This window comes from Anoxybacillus sp. TBDG-1 (assembly GCF_054815885.1).
Genome location: NZ_JBTZSY010000024.1, coordinates 13,095 through 32,947, shown reverse-complemented (window position 1 = coordinate 32,947; position 19,853 = coordinate 13,095). Strand labels below are relative to the sequence as shown.

The window sequence follows — 19,853 nt, the reverse complement described above, 5'->3', positions numbered from 1 at the left end:
TTTTTACAATCCAAGCCCTTGCATAATTAAACGAACACCGAGTAAAATAAGCACCATTCGCAATATCGTTGCGACCGTTTTTCCTTTTAATCGTCGATTGAGCCATGCTCCACATTTCGCTCCAATCCATACGCCCGGAATAAGTGAAAGCGCAAACGTCCAAGCGACATTCCCCATAAAGACGTGCGTCATTGAACTAACAATAGACGATAAAAAAACGATAAACATTGATGTCGCAACGGCAACGTGAGGAGGAAATAAAAATAATAGCATCATCGCAGGTACCATAAGCGACCCGCCACCAATACCGAAAAACCCGCCGACAAATCCGACAACAAACGCAATGAACGTAGCGCTAAACGGATGATACCCGTACGTCACTTCCTCCCCTTCATTCGTAACGTATGTCCGTACAACAGGAAACGTATGTTTGCTAGACGGTGATAGCCGAGATTGAAACATAAGCAAAAACGAAACAGCAATTAAAAATAATCCGAAATAAAGCGAAAAATGTTGCATATGCATATGTTGATTCACCCATGCACCAAGCATTGCACCTGGTCCACTACCGATGAAGAAAAATAAACCGCTTTTATAGTCCACCATTTTATGCTTCATATATGTTAAAGTTGATGATAACCCATTAAAAATAATAACGACAAGCGATGTGCCAACCGCTACTTGCGGTGAAATAGCTGGCAATACATGGGCAGTGCTTAAAAAAAGAAGCGCGGGAACGATAATCACCCCTCCCCCTAAACCGACAAGGCTTCCGATCGTTCCTGCTAAAAAGCCGATCACTAAAAGAAATATATATTCCATTTTTATCCCCCATTATGAAAACAAGTCTAATTGCCGCGGCGCTAAGTTCGTATACTCAATACCTAACAACTGCAAAAACTGTTTTGCATTATGAGCGGCATCTCCACCCGAGTTATTGTTAAATAAGACGTACAGGTGTTCACATTTCGTTTGTAACATGCGAATATGCTGTACCCACTCTTGTAACTCTTGCTCATTGTATCGATATAAATAACGAACAGCACGCCAATTTTCATCATCTCGTTTATTCCAGCCAGCTACATTCCGACCATGTAAACGAATGAGCGTTTTATGCGCATCAGTTGGATGAAGAACGGTCGGCACCGATCCTTCCCCTGCTTGCGGTTCATCACAAATGCTATGAATCCATCGCTCTTCCTCCATAAAATGCAACGTTTTTTCGTAAAACGGAGGGGAAAACCATGATTGATGACGAAATTCAAGCGCCACAGGGACATCTCCCATTCGCCCCCGACACCAACGTAAATAGTGAACATGCTTTTTTTGGCAGTCAAACCACGGTGGAAATTGAAACAATACCATTGCAAGCTTATTTGCTTGCTGAAACGGCTCAATCGATTGCAAAAATGCTGTAAACATCTCCTCTTTGCTCGCATACGGAATGTCTCCACGTTGATGGCCCGTCATACCTTGATACGCTTTAACGATAAATTGAAAGCATTCCGGCGTTTCCGCCAACCATTTTTCAACGTTTTGGCGCGGCTGAATCGCATAAAAATACGCATCGACCTCAACAGTTGGAAAATGAGCGGCATACGCTTGTAACTTATCTTTGGATGCAAGACGCGATGGATATAAACTGTCATGATCTCCCCATCCCGTTAATCCGACATAAATCATATTCATCACCTACATTTATCTTACCATAACATACAAAAAAAGCCGATGACCTGCATCACGCAGACCATCAGCTGTTGGTTATCCTATACTACCTTCCATTTCGAACTTAATGAGGCGGTTCATTTCAACGGCGTATTCCATCGGCAGTTCTCTCGTAAACGGCTCAATAAAGCCCATTACGATCATCTCTGTCGCTTCTTGCTCGGAAATGCCGCGGCTCATTAAATAAAATAGTTGTTCTTCTGACACTTTCGACACTTTTGCTTCATGCTCAAGCGAAATGTTGTCGTTTAAAATTTCGTTGTATGGAATCGTATCAGATGTCGATTGGTTATCCATAATGAGCGTGTCGCACTCAATATTCGAACGAGAACCGTCCGCTTTTCGTCCGAAATGAACGATACCGCGATATGTCACTTTTCCACCTTGTTTCGAAATTGATTTTGAGACGATCGTTGATGACGTATTTGGCGCTAAGTGGATCATTTTCGCACCAGCATCTTGATGTTGTCCTTTGCCAGCAATCGCAATCGAAAGTGTCAAGCCACGTGCACCTTCTCCTTTTAAAATGACTGCTGGGTATTTCATCGTTAATTTTGAACCGATATTTCCATCGATCCATTCCATCGTTGCATTCTCTTCGCAAACGGCACGCTTCGTCACAAGGTTAAAGACGTTGTTCGCCCAGTTTTGAATCGTCGTATAACGGCAATACGCACCTTTTTTCACGATAATTTCAACGACTGCGCTATGAAGTGAATTTGTCGTATAGACAGGCGCCGTACAGCCTTCCACATAATGAACATGCGCCCCTTCATCAACGATAATTAACGTCCGCTCAAATTGTCCCATATTTTCCGAGTTAATACGGAAATACGCTTGCAACGGTGTGTCGACTTTTACACCTTTTGGCACGTAAATGAACGAACCACCCGACCAAACGGCTGAGTTGAGTGCCGCAAATTTATTATCCGTCGGCGGAACGACTTTCGCCCAATGCTCGCGGAATAACTCTTCATTTTCTTTTAACGCCGAGTCTGTATCTTTAAAAATGACACCTAGTTTCTCTAGGTCTTCTTTCATGTTATGGTATACAACTTCCGACTCGTATTGCGCCGATACTCCTGCTAAATATTTTTGTTCCGCCTCTGGAATACCGAGCTTATCGAACGTTGCTTTAATTTCTTCCGGCACTTCATCCCATGAACGCCCAGATTTTTCTGAAGGTTTGACGTAATACGTAATTTCATCGAAATCTAAGCTTGATAAATCGCCACCCCATTGTGGCATTGGCATGCTGTAAAAAATATCTAACGCTTTTAAACGAAATTCAAGCATCCACTCTGGTTCATTTTTCATACGCGAAATTTCTTCTACAATTTCGCGCGTTAATCCGCGCTCAGCGCGGAAGACAGACACATCTTTATCGGCGAAACCGTACTTATATTCACCGATTTCTGGCATTTTTTTCGCCATCCCGTTCGCCTCCTTTTTTATGACTATCCTTGTTGCTCATGCAATCCTTTTTCCATCGCTTTCCAAGCTAACGTTGCGCATTTAATGCGGGCTGGGAATTTTGACACCCCTTGAAGTGCTTCAATATCACCTAAATCGATTGAATCGTCATAATCTTTTCCTTGCATCATGTCGGAAAAAATCGTTGATAGCTTAAGCGCTTCTTCAATGGTTTTTCCTTTAATCGCCTCTGTCATCATCGATGCAGAGGACATCGAAATAGAACAGCCTTCTCCTTCAAACTTCGCATCTACAATTTTCCCATCTTCTACTTTTAATGTTAAATGAATACGATCTCCACACGTCGGGTTGTTCATATTTATATCGACGTGCTCCCCCTCTAACACACCACGATTTCTCGGGTTTTTATAATGATCCATAATGACTTGTCGATACAGCGTATCTAAATGGCTATTAAAAGACATAGCTAAAATACTCCTTCGTTTTCTTTAATGCTGAAACGAGCGCGTCAATTTCTTCTTCCGTATTGTATAAGTAAAAGCTTGCCCGTGCCGTCGCTGTCACGTTCAGCCATTTCATGAGTGGCTGCGCACAATGGTGGCCAGCACGAACAGCAATTCCTTCCGCATCTAAAACCGTCGCCACATCATGCGGGTGCACATCTTCAATATTGAACGTCACGAGACCTGCCCGCTCTTTCGGACCATAAATCGTTAATCCTTCAATCGTCGCGAGCTGTTCAAGCGCATATTGCGCTAAACGATGTTCGTGCTCAGCAATATGGTCTAACCCAACTTGCTCAAGGAAGTCAATTGCAGCCCCTAAGCCAATCGCTCCTGCGATAATTGGTGTACCACCTTCAAATTTCCACGGAAGCTCTTTCCATGTTGACTCGTACAAACCGACAAAATCAATCATTTCCCCACCAAACTCAGCAGGTTCCATTTGCTCAAGTAAACGTTTTTTGCCGTATAATACACCGATACCTGTCGGACCGCACATTTTATGGCCTGAAAACGCATAAAAATCGCAATCAATGTCTTGCACGTTCACCTTCATATGCGGTGTGCTTTGCGCTCCATCAACAACAACAACGGCACCGTTTTTGTGCGCAATTTGTGCAATTTCTTTTACAGGATTGATCGTACCTAGGACGTTCGATACGTACATGATCGCAACAATTTTCGTGTTTGGCGTGACTGTTTGTTCCACATCCTCTAAGCGAATCGTCCCGTCTTGTTGAAGCGGAATGTACTTTAATGTTGCCCCTGTTTGTTTGGCGACTTGTTGCCAAGGGATAATGTTGCTATGGTGCTCCATGTACGTAATGACAATTTCATCGCCTTCACGTACGTTTGTGCGACCGTAACTTGCCGCCACTAAATTAATCGCCGTTGTCGTCCCGCGTGTAAAAATAATTTCTTCTGTCGAGGCGGCCCCGATGAAACGACGCACTTTTTCGCGCGCCCCTTCGTATGCGTCGGTCGCCTTCGTGCCAAGCGTATGCACACCGCGATGAACGTTCGAATTGTATTGGCGATAATAATTGTCAATCGCCTCAATAACCGGCAACGGCTTTTGCGATGTTGCTGCGCTATCTAAATAAACGAGCGGTTTGCCATTGACTTGCTGATCTAAAATCGGAAATAGTTGACGAAGTTCTTTTACGTTCATCATTTAACTTTCCTTTCGATCACTTCAATTAATTGTTTTTTCACACGTTCAATCGGAATTTCATTAACGACTGGGGCTAAAAAGCCATGAATAATTAATCGCTCTGCTTCCGTTTTCGAAATACCGCGACTCATTAAATAATATAATTGCGTCGGATCAACACGACCGACAGATGCCGCATGACCAGCTGTCACATCATCTTCGTCAATTAATAAAATCGGATTCGCATCCCCGCGTCCTTTTGGGCTTAACATAAGTACACGCGATTCTTGTTCCGCATTCGATTTCGATGCCCCGTGCTCAATTTTACCAATGCCGTTAAAAATCGATGTCGCTTCATCCTTTACAACGCCATGTTTCAAAATGTAGCCTTCTGTATGCTTTCCGTAATGAATGACGCTCGTCGTAAAGTTTTGCACTTGCTCACCGCGACTCACAACGACTGTCTTCGTATCGCCGACTGACCCATCACCAGTTAAGCGAGTAATATTTTCTGAAATCGTATTTCCATCGTTCATTAAACCGAGCGCCCATTCAATGCGCGCGTGACGGCCTGTAATCCCGCGACGGTTTACATATGTCGTTGTTCCTTTCGCTAAACTATCGACTGCACCGAAAAACACTTGCGCATTATCTCGTGCAAACACTTCTGTAACGATGTTAACAATCGCTTCCGAACGTTCACATGTTGAAATGTAGTTTTCCACATACGTTACTTTACTGCCAACATCCGCAACAATAATGACGTGATTAAACAACGCTTCCGCTTTTTCATGCACGTACACCGCTTGCAACGGCACGTCAATTTGTACATGCTTCGGCACGTATACAAACACCCCGCCGTTTACAAGGGCAGCATGAAGCGCTGTCAAACGATGCTCATTTACTTTCACACCGTCCATAAAATATTTTTGCACAAGATCGCTATGCTTGCGAACAGCTGTCGCTAAATCAGTAAAAATGACGCCTTTTTCTTTCAACTCATCCGCAAGCGATACGTACGCACATGTATGATCGCGTTGCACATATACGTTTTTTTGTTGTTCATCGATATCAATAAGCACTTTCACTTGCTCTGGCAACTCTTCTAAAGAAGAAAGAGGTGTGCTTTCAACAAGATGAGTAGAAAATTGCGTAAAGTTCCAACGATCAATTTTCGTTTTATCTGGCTTCGGTAAAGGAAGTTGTTCCGCTTGCGCAAGAGCTTGTAAGCGAACATTTAAAAGCCAGTTCGGTTCTCCACGCCCTTCAGAAAAAGAGCGCACATACTGTTGGTCGAATGGTAGTTTCGTCTCGATCATCATAAATCCTCCTAACGCTTACGCTTCTTGCTCAACGACTTCGTCTTCAATGCCTAGCTCTTTTTTAATCCAGTCGTATCCTTCAGCTTCAAGACGTTGTGCTAATTCTGGACCACCTGATTTTACGATGCGTCCTTGCATCATAACATGCACGTAATCTGGCGTAATGTAGTTTAATAAACGTTGATAGTGCGTAATGATTAAACAGCCGAAGTCGTTGCTGCGCATTTCATTGACACCTTTTGCAACAACTTTTAGTGCATCAATGTCAAGACCTGAGTCAATTTCATCTAAAATCGCAATTTTCGGTTGCAACATCATTAATTGTAAAATTTCATTTCTCTTTTTCTCTCCGCCTGAAAATCCTTCATTTAAATAACGATGCGCCATATCTGGATTCATTTCTAAAAACGCCATTTTTTCATCTAGTTGACGAATAAATTTCATTAATGAAATTTCGTTTCCTTCTCCACGACGCGCATTAATCGCTGAACGCAAGAAGTCGGCATTTGTCACACCGCTAATTTCACTCGGATATTGCATCGCTAAAAACAACCCAGCACGAGCACGCTCGTCTACTTCCATTTCTAATACATCTTGACCATCTAATGTAATGCTTCCTTTCGTTACTTCATATTTTGGATGACCCATAATGGCCGCAGATAACGTCGATTTCCCCGTTCCGTTCGGTCCCATGATTGCATGGAACTCGCCGCCTTTAATTTCAAGGTTAACACCTTTTAAAATTTCTTTTCCGTCAATTGCAACGTGAAGATCTCTAATCGTTAATGTTGCCATAAAAAAATACCTCCAGTTTCACTTATGTTCATAAAACGTAATTCTCATTTTATTCTCATTACAATTTTATAACAGATGAAAAGTATTAGCAACCTTATTGCAAGTATTTTGATACTTTTTTGTTTCTAAAGTTTGTTTACTTGATCACGTATGTAAAAAAGGATAGGAGTCCCCTATCCTTTTAATGCATGCGAGTAAATTCATTAACACATTGTTGAACGAGCGTAACCGCTTGGCCCATCGTCGCCCCGCCAGCTAAAGCTGAGGCGACCGCGCACGCTTCAAATATTTCTTCTTCTGTCGCTCCTTCATCAATACACCCTTTCGTATGATAGATGGTGCAATATTCATCTTGCTTGGCGACACTAATGCCCAATGCGATTAACTGCTTTTCTTTTTTCGACAACTCACCCTCTGCAAAACATGCTTCTGTAAACGCGTTAAACGTTTGCCCAACTTTCGGCATATGTTGCGTAAACGTTCCTAACCCTTGCTTATATTCGTGTAAAAATTGTTCCATCGACATATGCACTCCTCCTTCCTTTTTATCATGCGTCGTTTTTCGAAAAATATAAAAGGATGCCCGATTGGACATCCTTATTTTGTCGCTGGAATAACTGCGCCGTTATACTTTTGTAAGATGAAGTCTTGAATGTCTTTTGATTGTAATACTTCAACGAGCGTTTGAATTTCTTTACGTTTTTCGTCACCTTTGCGAACGGCAATAATGTTCACGTATGGGTTGTTTTCCGGTGACTCAACTGCAATCGGATCTTTTGCTGGATCTAAACCAGCATCTAACGCATAGTTTGCATTAATTAATACTGCATCTCCTTCGTTGTTTTTATATACTTGTGGAAGCAATCCTGCTTCGACATCTGCTTCAAACACTAAATTTTTCGGATTTTCAACGATATCATCAACAGTTGCCTTCGTTTTGTCAACGCCTTCTTTTAACTTAATTAACCCTTTTTCTTCAAGCATCGATAAAATGCGACCGTGGTCAGCAACCGAGTTGCTCATAATAATTTTCGCACCGTTTGGTAGCTCTTCAAGGCTTTTATATTTTTTAGAGTATACGCCGATTGGCTCAATATGAATACCACCAGCATTTACAAAGTCATAGCCATGTTCTTTCATTTGCGCTTCTAAATAAGGAATGTGTTGGAAATAGTTCGCATCTAACTCTTTATCCGCTAACGCTTTGTTCGGTAATACGTAGTCTTGGAATGTCACAATTTCTAATTCAATTCCTTTTTCTTTTAAAATCGGTTTTGCTTGTTCTAAAATTTCCGCATGTGGCACGTTTGATGCCCCAACAACAAGCTTATTCGTTTTTTCTTCCGCACCTTCGCTGTTTCCGCAAGCAGCAAGTGCTAATACAACAACTGTAGCAACAAGTAAAGAGATCCATTTTTTCATCTGTTTCTTCCTCCTTTTTATCGTTTATCTATTTTAGAAGTGACAAAGTCACCAATAAACTGAATAATGAAGACAATGACTAAAATGAGCACTGTTGCAACGAACGTGACGTCGTTATTGTTGCGTTGAAATCCTTCTAAATACGCTAAGTTTCCAAGCCCCCCAGCCCCAACAACTCCTGCCATCGCTGTGTAACCAACGAGCGCGATCGCAGTTACCGTAATCCCGGATACAAGGGCAGGGAGCGCTTCTGGAAGAAGTACTTTCCAAATAATTGTTGTTGTCGTCGCTCCCATCGCTTTTGCCGCTTCAATGACACCTTTATCAATTTCACGAAGCGCAATTTCAACCATGCGTGCATAAAACGGCGCGGCACCAATAATTAGTGCAGGCAACGCGGCATTTGCCCCAAGAATTGTACCGACAACAAGCTTTGTAAACGGGATGAGCAAAATAATTAAAATAATGAACGGGATGGAGCGGAAAATGTTGACGAACGATGCAATCACACCGTTAACCAAACGATTTTCCCATATATTTCCCTTAGACGTTAAAAACAGCAACAATCCGAGCAAAATACCGAGCACAAACGTCGCTGCTACGGAGATACCCGTCATATACAACGTTTCCATCGTTGCCGCCCATATTTTATCCCAAACGATGTTCGGAAATAGTTCATTGGACATTCGCCAACACCTCCACTTCAACTTCTTGCTGGCGAATAAAAGCGAGCGCTTGCTCAATTTCTTCATTCGCACCGTCTAAATGAATGAACAACACCCCATATGAACCATGATGCGTCTGCGAAATTTTCCCTTGTAAAATATTCACGTTTAAATCAAATTGGCGAATGAGTTGCGTGATGAGCGGTTGCTCAGTCGCTTCGCCGACAAACGTAAGCTGAACGACTTTTCCATTCGGATAACGTTCAAGAAGATGCAACATCGCCTCTTTCGTCTCCTCCGGCTCCGTCACTTGTTGGACGAATCGTTTCGTAATCGGTTGTTCTGGCTTACGGAACACGTGAAGCACTTCGCCCATTTCGACAATTTTTCCGTTTTCCATTACCGCTACACGATCACAAATTTTACGAATAACGTGCATTTCGTGTGTAATTAATACAATCGTTAAACCGAGACGTTTGTTAATGTCAACAAGCAAATCTAAAATTGAATCGGTCGTTTGTGGATCAAGCGCCGACGTTGCTTCGTCACATAATAACACTTTCGGGTTGTTCGCTAATGCGCGCGCAATGCCGACACGCTGCTTTTGTCCTCCGCTCAGTTGTGACGGATACGCATGTTCTCTTCCTTGCAAACCAACGAGTTGAATGAGCTCATCGACACGCTTCATCCGTTCCTCTTTCGGCACACCCGCAATTTCTAACGGGAAAGCAATATTTTCACGCACTGTTCGCGACCAAAGTAAATTAAAATGTTGGAAAATCATCCCGATTTGCTGACGCGCTTGTCGTAATTGTTTCCCACTAATTTTCCCCATATCTTTCCCATCAACAATCACTTCACCGCTCGTCGGCTTTTCTAATCCATTTAATAGCCGAATGAGCGAACTTTTTCCTGCTCCACTATAACCGATGATGCCGAAAATTTCCCCTTGTTCGATATGCAAGTTTACACGATCAACCGCCGTCACATGCCCACTTGCTGCTTTGTATACTTTCGTTACGTTTGATAAAGTAATCATGCTGTCACCTTCCTTCCATGAAAAAAGCCTTTCTGCTCAAGAGAACAGAAAGGCGTCATCATCCATTCTGTCTCTTATCTCTCAAAGCAAACGCTTTGTGTGAATTGGCACCATTTCAGCAGCGCTGACGGTTGCCGGGTTTCATCGGGCACATCCCTCCACCTCTCTTGATAAGAGCGCGTTCAAACACTTTATTCAGTTAACGTTTTAATACACTTAAGAAACTTTTTAAACTACGAATGTGAGTATATCATCGAAAGAAGGACAGTGTCAATAACATTTTTTTAACTATTTTAGCCACACAATGAGATGAACCGAATATATAACATAGTCAATCATTACTTTTCGGATGTCAAGCGACGAACAATAAACTGTTTTGTTTTACGGAAATGTTTACGGAAATGCAAGGGGCTCATCCAAGATGTACTCACGCCTCTAGATCAGCCCCCACAGTTTAAAAAATGAAGTTAAACGCTTTACGAATTATATAATGAACACTTTAATTATATTCTTCTTCTATTTTCGAAAAATTAGAGGTTTTGTCACGAACAGGAGCGGTCGCTCAAACGCTACGATTGCAACTCATAATAATGAAAGGTGCTAGTCGGAATATATAACTAGCACCTTTCATGCCTACACTTGCGAATATACGGAACGGACACCTGTCGCCGCTTCAATCGCTTGTTCTAAGTCTTCGATTAAATCCTCTACATTTTCAATACCAATAGATAAACGAATCATATCTTCTGTTACACCAGATGCTTGTAAATCTTCCATGCTTAGTTGTTGATGCGTCGTGCTTGCTGGATGAATAATTAAACTTTTCGCATCTCCAACGTTTGCCACATGCGACCAAAGCTTCACATTGTTAATAAGTGCAGCTCCTGCTTCCCTTCCTCCTTGAATGCCAAAAACGACGACTGCTCCCGCCCCTTTTGGCATATATTTTTTCGCTAGCTCTTTTGCTGGGTGATTGTCATGTTCAGGGTACAACACCCAATTGACTGCTGGATGTTTGTCTAAATACTCAACAATTTTTCTCGTGTTTGCAATATGTTCTTTCATGCGTACGTGTAACGTTTCAATCCCTAAATTAAACTGAAATGCGTTGAACGGGCTAATCGCTGGTCCTAAATCACGTAACAACTGCACACGTGCTTTCACAATATACGCTGCCGCTCCGATGTCTGCATAGATGAGGTTATGATAGCTCGGATCTGGTGTCGTAAACGATGAAAACTTTGGCGAATTCCAATCAAAATTTCCACCATCGACAATGATGCCTCCTAGCGTCGTCCCGTTGCCAAGCAACCATTTCGTCGCAGAATGAACGACAATGTCTGCTCCATGTTCAATCGGACGGCAAAGATAAGGCGTCGCAAACGTATTATCAATAATGAGCGGAATGCCTGCTTCGTGAGCAACCTCCGCAACCGCCTCAATATCTAACACGTGCAAGCTCGGATTGCCGATCGTTTCCGCAAAAATAGCTTTCGTTTTCGGTGTAATCGCAGCGCGGAAATTTTCTGGGTCAGCTGGATCGACAAAATGAGTTGTAATGCCGTATTTCGGTAACGTATTTGCAAACAAATTGTACGTCCCTCCATACAGCGTAGAAGCAGAAACGATGTCATCTCCTGCTTGAGTGACGTTTAAAATGGCCATCGTAATCGCCGCCATGCCGCTCGCTACCGCTAAAGCTCCTACACCGCCTTCGAGCTTAGCCACTCGTTCTTCAAATACAGTAACCGTCGGATTGTGAATGCGTGTATAAATGTACCCCGCTTCTTTTAATGCAAATAAATTGGCCGCATGCTCTGTGCTATCAAACAAATACGCATTTGACTGATAAATCGGTACCGCACGCGCTTTCGTTACCGGATCGGTTTGTAGTCCCCCGTGCACAGCAATCGTCTCAAATTTCATCGTTTCTCCCCCTGATCGAATAATTGTTGAATATTTTGAATTTTAACACGATAAAAATAGCTCGTCAATGAACAAGATCGTACGGTTTCGCAAGAAAAAAGATCGATTCTAACAATAAAATGTGACGAAACGATGCTGTGACGGATAATTCATTTAACCGAAGCTGTTGTTGGAGTTTTAACGAACCTTTTAATAATGACATGATCGCTTGTGCTGAACCACGAATCGTAATCATTCGCTCCGAATTTACTTCTTCAACACGACGAATACCTTCTTTTGATACGCACAATAATACTTGCCTGCCTTCCCATTGCAATTGAATATATAAACAGTCACTCGGCAAAATCGGTGTTAACATGTTCATTCGACCGCCCCCATCCCATATTTTTCATATTCCATTGTTTCCATATGAAGACGAGTAGTTCCTGCTATAAACGATCGACAAATGTCTTCTTTCCTCGTCAATTTCCCAAGAAATATGTCGAAAGCTGGCTTATTCAGCCAGCTTTCGCAACGTTTCATATAAGTATGGAACCGAATGAAAAGCATATATTTTTTGGACAAGTTGGTCATGTTGAAAAATAAGTAAGCAAGGAACGCTTTCAATGCACCACTCAACCGCTTTGTCCGGCACATAGTTTAAATCTTGACGCTCAAATGTAACGGTTGGCAATAACTGTTCAAGTACATCAACCATTCGACTTGCCACTTGACACGTGCCACATAATGGTGCATACATATAGACAACTTTCACGACAATCTCACACAACTTTCTATAAATATTGTGCGTGTACATCGATGTTTGCACTCAATAATACAACCGCAATGTGATGCTTCGGAGCAGCTGCCACTTCACGATACATTTTATCAATATATAAATGCTCAGCTTGCGGAAACTCACGGCGAAGTTGACGACGCAACTTTTCCCCTGCTTCATCGGAATCAACTAAAATGTACACATCTTTATCGTACAAAGCATCGATTAATTCATCAAGTTTGGCGGTGCCGAGCGTTCCGTTTGTGCATATAATTTCAACAGGCTCACTAATGATGCTTTCGATTTTTCGTTTATCTGAGCGCCCTTCCACAATAATTACTTTTTCTACCCCAACAATCGCCATCGTCATCACCTTGCACATTCATTTATGTATATTATATTCGTTTTCGTTCGCTTTTTCTCCTTTTATGAAATCGAAAAGGACAGCGATGTCGCTGCCCTTAACACCAACCACCTTCTGTATCACAATCGACGTATTTTGCATCTGGATTTTCAGTAACTGTCACGCTTTTCAATATGCGCCCATTTTGCTGTTCATATCCACGTTTCAACTTAAACTCATTCGTTTCTTGAACAAATTCCCCAATACATTCATTGTCATAAAATAGTTGAAAGCTACCATGTTCATTCAATTTACCGATGACGTGTTGTGTAATATCCATCGTTTTTTGTTTCAACAAAAAAGACACCCCTGTTTCATAGGGTGCCCTGTGAGTTCTTTTTTAGTCTTCGTTAATCATTTGCTCATATTGTTCGGCAGTTAATAGGTTGTCCACTTCACTTAGATCGCTTGGCTCAATGACAATCATCCACGCTTTGTCATACGGTGATTCATTCACGTACTCTGGATTATCCTTTAACTCTTCATTCACAGCTATCACTTTGCCACTGATCGGTGCATATAATTCAGATACTGTTTTTACTGATTCCACACTACCAAATGGTTCGTTCGCTGTAAGTTGTGCGCCGACTTCTGGCAATTCAACGAATACGATATCGCCGAGTTCTGACTGGGCAAAATCTGTGATCCCGATACGAACCGTATTTCCTTCGACACGCACCCATTCATGTTCTTGTGAATAACGCAGCTCTTTTGGAATGCTCATCGTTTTCCCTCCAACATATCATCTTCCTCTTCATCATACACGATTTTTGATATGATTTCACGATAATTTAAACATTTCGTGATATTTTTGTTCGTCAAATCCGATAATGACTCGTTCTCCATTTGTGACGATTGGGCGCTTAATTAACATCCCGTCTGATGACAACAATTGCAACATTTCTTCTTCTGTCATCGTCTTTAATTTGTCTTTTAGCCCAAGTTCACGATACTTCATACCGCTCGTATTAAAAAATTTCTTCAAATCAAGCCCACTTTTTTCATATAACGTCCGCAATTGCTCTTTTGACGGGGGCTGCTCTACAATATGTACAGCTTGTACGGAAATGTTGTTGTCATCTAGCCATTTTTTCGCCTTACGACATGTTCCACATTTTGGATACCAATAAAATGTCACCATCTTCCCACCTCATCTATATATGATACTAAAGCAAAAGTACCAGACGATTCGTCTGGTACTTCCATTATTACACAACATATCGCTCTGCTTCAATTAACGCTGCTGCCGCTTCGCGTTTTTTCGCAATGACGTTAATTGGCGTATGACGCGTTAATTTCCGCAATGCCGATAGCATCATGCGCAACATGTCACCATGTTCCACAGCAACGATCGTTTCTTTTGCATGCGCTTCAATTTCATTAAACGCCTCTTGGCAGAAAATTTGTGTATACAATACTTTCTGTTTATTTTTCTCAACACCCGATTGCGCAATTGCTTTTTCCGTACGCAATAGTGCTGACTCCATCGCATATATGTTGCTAACAATATCTGCAATATTGACAAGCACTTCTTGTTCTTTTTCAAGTTTCGGACCGAATTTCTGAGCCGCTAATCCTGCAACCATTAAAGCGATTTTTTTCGCATGGCGAACGAGATATTTTTCTTGTTCAAGCACACCATCGCCAACTTCTTCAGGCATAAGCATCATCAGCTCTTCTTGTAGCTGTTGCGCTTTTTGTAAAAGCGGCAACTCGCCTTTCATCGCCTTGCGCAAATACATGCCTGGTACAAGAAGGCGGTTAATTTCGTTCGTTCCTTCAAAAATACGGTTAATACGTGAATCACGATACATGCGCTCAATTTCGTATTCTTGCATAAAGCCATATCCGCCGTGAATTTGTACTCCTTCATCAACGATATAGTCTAACATTTCCGTAGCAAATACTTTATTTAATGAACATTCAATCGCATATTCCGCAATCGCTTTTGCTGTTTCTTTTCCGTCTTTTGCTTGCTCATCTGTTAATTGACCCATGCGCGCTTCAAATAAACCGACTGTACGGTAAACAGAGCTTTCCGCCGCATACAATTTCGATGCCATTGTTGCTAATTTTTCTTGTGTTAACGAAAACTTCGAAATTGGCGTTTTAAACTGTTGACGTTGATTTGCGTATTGAATCGTCACCTCAAGGGCACGTTTTGCTCCTCCAACGGCGCCGACGCCAAGTTTATAACGACCGATATTTAAAATGTTAAAGGCGATGATGTGACCTTTGCCGATTTCGCCAAGTACGTTTTCTTTCGGAACGAGCGCATCTTGTAAAATTAATGTGCGTGTCGATGAGCTTTTAATGCCCATTTTCTTTTCTTCTGCTCCTGTTGACACGCCTGGGAAATCGCGCTCAACGATAAATGCCGTGAAATGCTCACCGTCAACTTTGGCATAAACGACGAATACATCAGCAAACCCAGCGTTTGTAATCCATTGCTTTTCCCCATTTAAAATGTAATGCGTACCTTCGGCGTTTAATTTTGCTGTCGTTTTCGCACCGAGTGCATCCGAACCAGAGCCTGGTTCTGTTAATGCATAGGCGGCAATTTTCTCACCTGTCGCAAGAGCTGGTAAATATTTTTGTTTTTGCTCTTCTGTTCCGAACAAGACGATTGGAAGCGAACCGATTCCGACGTGCGCACCGTGCGAAATAGAAAAACCACCAGCGCGAGCCATTTTTTCAGCAATTAATGCCGAGCTAATTTTATCTAAGCTTAAGCCACCATATTCTTCCGGCACATCTGCTCCCAGCAATCCGAGTTCGCCCGCTTGTTTTAAAAGAGCAACTGAGCGATCAAATTCATGGTTTTCTAAATGTTCTAGTTGTGGCAACACTTCATTAACGACAAATTCTTCTGTCGTTTTCGCAATCATTTTTTGCTCATCTGTAAAATCTTCTGGTGTAAACACTTGAGTTGGCGATATATCTTCAATTAAAAAGCTACCACCTTGCGCAATTTGTAATGCTTTTTCCATTGTTTATTCCCCCTCTTATAATAATTCAAATACCCCAGCAGCACCCATGCCGCCGCCAATGCACATCGTGACAATACCAAATTGCTCGTTGCGACGACGCATTTCATGTAAAAGCGTCAACGTTAACTTCGCTCCTGTGCAACCGAGCGGATGACCGAGAGCAATCGCTCCTCCGTTCACATTTACCTTTTCTTCATCTAATCCAAGTTCACGAATGACTTGAATGGCTTGTGATGCAAACGCTTCATTTAGTTCAATTAAGCCGATATCAGAAAGCTCAAGTCCCGCAAGTTCAAGTGCTTTTGGAATAGCTGCAATTGGACCGATGCCCATCACTTCTGGTGGAACACCTGCTACTGCAAACGAGCGAAATTTACCAAGTGGTTGTAAACCGAGCGCTTTCGCTTTTTCGTGATCCATCACCATCACCGCAGCTGCTCCGTCACTCGTTTGCGAAGCGTTTCCCGCCGTTACTGTTCCGTTCACTGAAAAGGCCGGACGCAATTTCGCGAGCGTTTCCATGTTCGTATCTGGGCGAACCCCTTCATCTTGACTAAATGTTACCTTTTTCTCTACTAATTTATTATTTTCAATATGACGAACAGTCACATCGACTGGCACAATTTCATCGACAAATTTTCCTTCTGCGATCGCTTTTGCTGCTTTTTGATGACTGCGAACGGCAAACGCATCTTGCTCTTCTCGCGTCACACCGTACTTCATTGCTACTTGCTCAGCTGTATGCCCCATCGACATGTAATACTCTGGCGCGTTTTCTGCGAGTTTCACATTTGGGCGAACAACATGACCCATCATCGGAACCATGCTCATCGACTCCACGCCACCAGCGATAATCGTATCTGCATGCCCGAGCATAATTCGCTCTGCCGCATAAGCGATCGCTTGTAATCCCGATGAACAATAACGGTTAATTGTAATTGCTGGCACTGTGTACGGCAACCCAGCGAGTGCACCAATGTTGCGCGCAATATTTAACCCTTGTTCTGCCTCTGGCATGGCACAACCGATAATGAGATCATCAATGTTTCCTTCATAGTTTCCTGCACGTTTCAACGTTTCTTTAACAACGATCGCCCCTAAATCATCTGGACGGACGTTCGCTAACGTCCCTTTTTTCGCTTTGCCGACAGGCGTGCGCGCCCCGGCAACGATGACCGCTTCTTTCACGTCAATCCCCCCTTAGTTTCTTAACGGTTTTCCTTTGAGAAGCATATGTTGCATGCGCGCTTGCGTCTTCGGCTCGCCGACAAGGCTTAAAAATGCTTCGCGCTCTAAATCAAGCAAATATTGTTCGTCCACTTCCGTTCCGTACGGCACACTTCCACCAGCGATGACGTATGCAAGCTTTTTCGCGATTTTTAAATCATGCTCCGAAATATAGCCTGAATGATGCATTCCTTGCGCACCAAGCAACAACGTCGCATATCCCGTTTCCCCGACAACCGGAATTTTTTTGCGCACTGGCGGTTTGTATCCGCTCTCATATAACGCTAATACCGCTTGTTTTGCGTCATGAATGAGATGATCGCCATTGATAGAAATGCCATCTTGTTCATTTAAGAAATTCAATTCACGCGCTTCCGCGGCAGACGTTGATACTTTCGCCATTGCAATTGTTTCAAACACTTTATTTGCAACTTTTTGTAGATCAAATTCCACACCGTTCGGCATGCCGCTTAAATGTTTAATGTATAGCTCTTTATTTCCACCGCCGCCCGGAATGAGACCGACGCCGACTTCAACGAGCCCCATATATGTTTCTGCAGCTGCCTGAATGCGTGAAGTTGGCAAGCAAATTTCCGTTCCACCGCCAAGCGTCATCGCAAATGGTGCTGCAACGACTGGTTTTGAGCTATATTTTATATTCATCATCGCTTGCTGGAATTGACGAACGACCATTTCAATTTCAAAATAGTTATCGTCTTGTGCTTCCATTAAGATCATCGCAAGGTTCGCACCGACGCAAAAGTTTTTCCCTTGATTTCCGATAACAAGTCCTTTATAGTTGCGATCAACTTCTTCTAACGCATAGTTAATCATTTGGATAATGTCCAAGCCAATGGCGTTGTTTGGCGAATGAAATTCAAGTAATGCTACATCATCGCCAAGGTCAATTAAACTCGCGCCGCTATTTTTCTTAATAACCCCTTTTTGCTCTTTTAAGCGCTGAATGTGAATGACTTTTTCGTTTTCTTCAATCGACTTGTATTGTCCGCGATCGTAATATGATACGCGTCCATGTTCACGCTTATAAAACGTTTCGTGTCCACCTGCTAGCATCTCTTCGACCCATGATGGTACTTGGCGACCTTCGGCTTTCATTTTTTCAACAGACTGCTTCACGCCGATTGCATCCCACGTTTCAAAAGGACCGAGCTCCCACCCAAAACCCCATTTCATCGCACGGTCAATCGCTACGATGTCATCTGCGATTTCTCCAAGCAGTTCAGCCGAATATAATAACGTTGGGCTTAAAATGTTCCAAAGCAATTGTCCTGCGCGGTCATTCGCATATACAAGCGCTTTCAATTTATTCGCTGTTCCTTTTGCTTGTTTGCTCATTTCAACAGACGGTGCCTTTAATTTTTTCGTCGGTTCATACTCAAGCGTTTCGTAATTTAATTCAAAAATGTCTTTTCCTTTTTTATAGAAAAATCCTTGCCCTGATTTGCTGCCAAGCCATCCTTTTTCAACCATCGTTTTCATAAAAGCTGGAACAGCAAATACTTCTTTTTCTTCGCCTTCTACTTTTTCAAACACATTGTTAGCCACATGAATAAACGTATCTAATCCAACAACATCAAGCGTGCGGAACGTTGCGCTTTTCGGACGGCCGATTAACGGACCCGTTACAGAATCGACCTCACCTACGCTATAGCCACCTTTCACCATTTCACGTACCGTCACAAGCAAGCCGTACGTTCCGATCCGATTGGCGATAAAGTTTGGCGTATCTTTCGCGAGAACGACCCCTTTCCCGAGCACGTTTTCACCAAATTGTTTCATAAACACAACAACAGCTGGATCAGTGTACTTTGTCGGAATGACTTCTAATAGTTTTAAATAGCGTGGCGGATTAAAAAAGTGCGTGCCTAAAAAATGCTTTTTAAAATCGTCCGAGCGTCCTTCTGCCATCGCTTCGATGGAAATGCCGGACGTGTTTGAGCTGACGATACTTCCTTGCTTTCTCACTTCATCAACTTTTTCAAACACACTTTTCTTCACATCAAGCCGTTCAACAACGACTTCAATGATCCAATCACATTCCGCTAAGCGATGAAAGTCATCTTCAAAGTTACCGACTTCGATCAATGCTAAGTTCGCTTTTGACATAAGCGGTGCTGGCTTTTGCTTCAGTAAGCGTTCGACCGCTTGATTGACAATGCGATTGCGTACTTGTTTATGTTCAAGCGTCCACCCTTTTGCTTTTTCCTCGGCTGTCAACTCTTTCGGTACAATGTCTAACAACAATGTCGGAATGCCGACGTTCGCTAAATGTGCCGCAATCCCCGATCCCATAACACCGGAACCGAGAACAGCTGCTTTTTTAATTCGCATTCTCCTTCCCCCTTATCCCGATTGAATGAATGGTCATTCATTTTTCCTTTATCTTAAATATAAATTATATTTCAAATTTTCGCAACAAATAAATGTAACGAATTTTGTCAACGATTTAGGAAATGATACGAAAGGAGGTG

General features: G+C 42.5%; 21 protein-coding genes and 1 riboswitch. All 21 genes read right to left on the bottom strand.

Going from position 1 to position 19,853, the window contains the following annotated elements; genetic code table 11:
* Positions 1–3 precede the first annotated feature (3 nt).
* Positions 4–822: a sulfite exporter TauE/SafE family protein gene (locus ACYQY7_RS08745; RefSeq protein ID WP_461201673.1), complete on the bottom strand. Its 819-nt coding sequence runs from the start codon at positions 820–822 to the stop codon at positions 4–6.
* Positions 823–834: 12 nt separating this feature from the next.
* The gene (locus tag ACYQY7_RS08740) at positions 835–1,683 is read right to left on the bottom strand and encodes a DUF72 domain-containing protein (RefSeq protein ID WP_461201672.1); all 849 of its coding nucleotides are present in this window, start codon (positions 1,681–1,683) and stop codon (positions 835–837) included.
* 78 nt (positions 1,684–1,761) lie between these two features.
* Positions 1,762–3,159, bottom strand: coding sequence for a Fe-S cluster assembly protein SufB (gene sufB, locus ACYQY7_RS08735; protein WP_297987190.1), 1,398 nt, complete (start codon positions 3,157–3,159; stop codon positions 1,762–1,764).
* Between the two features lie 23 nt (positions 3,160–3,182).
* Positions 3,183–3,623 carry a Fe-S cluster assembly sulfur transfer protein SufU gene (gene sufU / locus ACYQY7_RS08730; RefSeq protein ID WP_012575968.1) on the bottom strand — a complete coding sequence of 147 codons (441 nt, stop codon included), beginning with the start codon at positions 3,621–3,623 and terminating at the stop codon, positions 3,183–3,185.
* Positions 3,613–4,833: a cysteine desulfurase gene (locus tag ACYQY7_RS08725; protein ID WP_461201671.1), complete on the bottom strand. Its 1,221-nt coding sequence runs from the start codon at positions 4,831–4,833 to the stop codon at positions 3,613–3,615. The genes sufU and ACYQY7_RS08725 overlap by 11 nt, the downstream gene beginning before the upstream one ends.
* Positions 4,833–6,137 (bottom strand): Fe-S cluster assembly protein SufD, encoded by a 1,305-nt coding sequence (gene sufD, locus ACYQY7_RS08720; RefSeq protein ID WP_461201670.1) that lies wholly within the window; start codon positions 6,135–6,137, stop codon positions 4,833–4,835. Before sufD ends, ACYQY7_RS08725 begins: the two co-directional genes overlap by 1 nt.
* Positions 6,138–6,152: 15 nt before the next feature.
* Complete coding sequence (gene sufC / locus ACYQY7_RS08715) at positions 6,153–6,932, bottom strand: Fe-S cluster assembly ATPase SufC (protein WP_461201669.1); 780 nt, start codon at positions 6,930–6,932, stop codon at positions 6,153–6,155.
* Positions 6,933–7,113: 181 nt separating this feature from the next.
* A complete protein-coding gene (locus ACYQY7_RS08710) occupies positions 7,114–7,458 on the bottom strand; it encodes a carboxymuconolactone decarboxylase family protein (RefSeq protein WP_461201668.1) in 345 nt (114 codons plus the stop codon).
* Between the two features lie 71 nt (positions 7,459–7,529).
* Positions 7,530–8,354, bottom strand: coding sequence for a MetQ/NlpA family ABC transporter substrate-binding protein (locus ACYQY7_RS08705; RefSeq protein ID WP_461201667.1), 825 nt, complete (start codon positions 8,352–8,354; stop codon positions 7,530–7,532).
* 17 nt (positions 8,355–8,371) lie between these two features.
* Positions 8,372–9,040 (bottom strand): methionine ABC transporter permease, encoded by a 669-nt coding sequence (locus ACYQY7_RS08700; RefSeq protein ID WP_461201666.1) that lies wholly within the window; start codon positions 9,038–9,040, stop codon positions 8,372–8,374.
* Complete coding sequence (locus ACYQY7_RS08695; RefSeq protein ID WP_461201665.1) at positions 9,030–10,058, bottom strand: methionine ABC transporter ATP-binding protein; 1,029 nt, start codon at positions 10,056–10,058, stop codon at positions 9,030–9,032. Before ACYQY7_RS08695 ends, ACYQY7_RS08700 begins: the two co-directional genes overlap by 11 nt.
* Before the next feature lie 71 nt (positions 10,059–10,129).
* Positions 10,130–10,235: riboswitch (SAM riboswitch) on the bottom strand.
* 456 nt (positions 10,236–10,691) lie between these two features.
* Positions 10,692–11,984, bottom strand: coding sequence for an O-acetylhomoserine aminocarboxypropyltransferase/cysteine synthase family protein (locus tag ACYQY7_RS08690; RefSeq protein WP_461201664.1), 1,293 nt, complete (start codon positions 11,982–11,984; stop codon positions 10,692–10,694).
* A 64-nt stretch (positions 11,985–12,048) separates the two neighbouring features.
* Positions 12,049–12,348, bottom strand: a complete 300-nt coding sequence (locus tag ACYQY7_RS08685; RefSeq protein ID WP_461201663.1) for a sterol-binding protein — start codon at positions 12,346–12,348, stop codon at positions 12,049–12,051.
* Between the two features lie 129 nt (positions 12,349–12,477).
* Entirely contained in the window at positions 12,478–12,780 is a 303-nt protein-coding gene (locus ACYQY7_RS08680) for a thioredoxin family protein (protein WP_461201662.1), read from the bottom strand.
* Complete coding sequence (locus ACYQY7_RS08675) at positions 12,758–13,105, bottom strand: toprim domain-containing protein (protein WP_461201682.1); 348 nt, start codon at positions 13,103–13,105, stop codon at positions 12,758–12,760. The genes ACYQY7_RS08680 and ACYQY7_RS08675 overlap by 23 nt, the downstream gene beginning before the upstream one ends.
* Before the next feature lie 97 nt (positions 13,106–13,202).
* Entirely contained in the window at positions 13,203–13,451 is a 249-nt protein-coding gene (locus tag ACYQY7_RS08670) for a YusG family protein (protein WP_461201661.1), read from the bottom strand.
* A gap of 33 nt (positions 13,452–13,484) precedes the next feature.
* Positions 13,485–13,868 (bottom strand): glycine cleavage system protein GcvH, encoded by a 384-nt coding sequence (gene gcvH / locus ACYQY7_RS08665; RefSeq protein WP_461201660.1) that lies wholly within the window; start codon positions 13,866–13,868, stop codon positions 13,485–13,487.
* A 57-nt stretch (positions 13,869–13,925) separates the two neighbouring features.
* Positions 13,926–14,285 (bottom strand): arsenate reductase family protein, encoded by a 360-nt coding sequence (locus ACYQY7_RS08660; RefSeq protein WP_461201659.1) that lies wholly within the window; start codon positions 14,283–14,285, stop codon positions 13,926–13,928.
* A gap of 67 nt (positions 14,286–14,352) precedes the next feature.
* Positions 14,353–16,134: an acyl-CoA dehydrogenase family protein gene (locus ACYQY7_RS08655; RefSeq protein ID WP_461201658.1), complete on the bottom strand. Its 1,782-nt coding sequence runs from the start codon at positions 16,132–16,134 to the stop codon at positions 14,353–14,355.
* Positions 16,135–16,149: 15 nt separating this feature from the next.
* Positions 16,150–17,322: an acetyl-CoA C-acetyltransferase gene (locus ACYQY7_RS08650; RefSeq protein WP_461201657.1), complete on the bottom strand. Its 1,173-nt coding sequence runs from the start codon at positions 17,320–17,322 to the stop codon at positions 16,150–16,152.
* A 12-nt stretch (positions 17,323–17,334) separates the two neighbouring features.
* Positions 17,335–19,713, bottom strand: coding sequence for a 3-hydroxyacyl-CoA dehydrogenase/enoyl-CoA hydratase family protein (locus ACYQY7_RS08645; RefSeq protein ID WP_461201656.1), 2,379 nt, complete (start codon positions 19,711–19,713; stop codon positions 17,335–17,337).
* Positions 19,714–19,853: the final 140 nt, after the last annotated feature.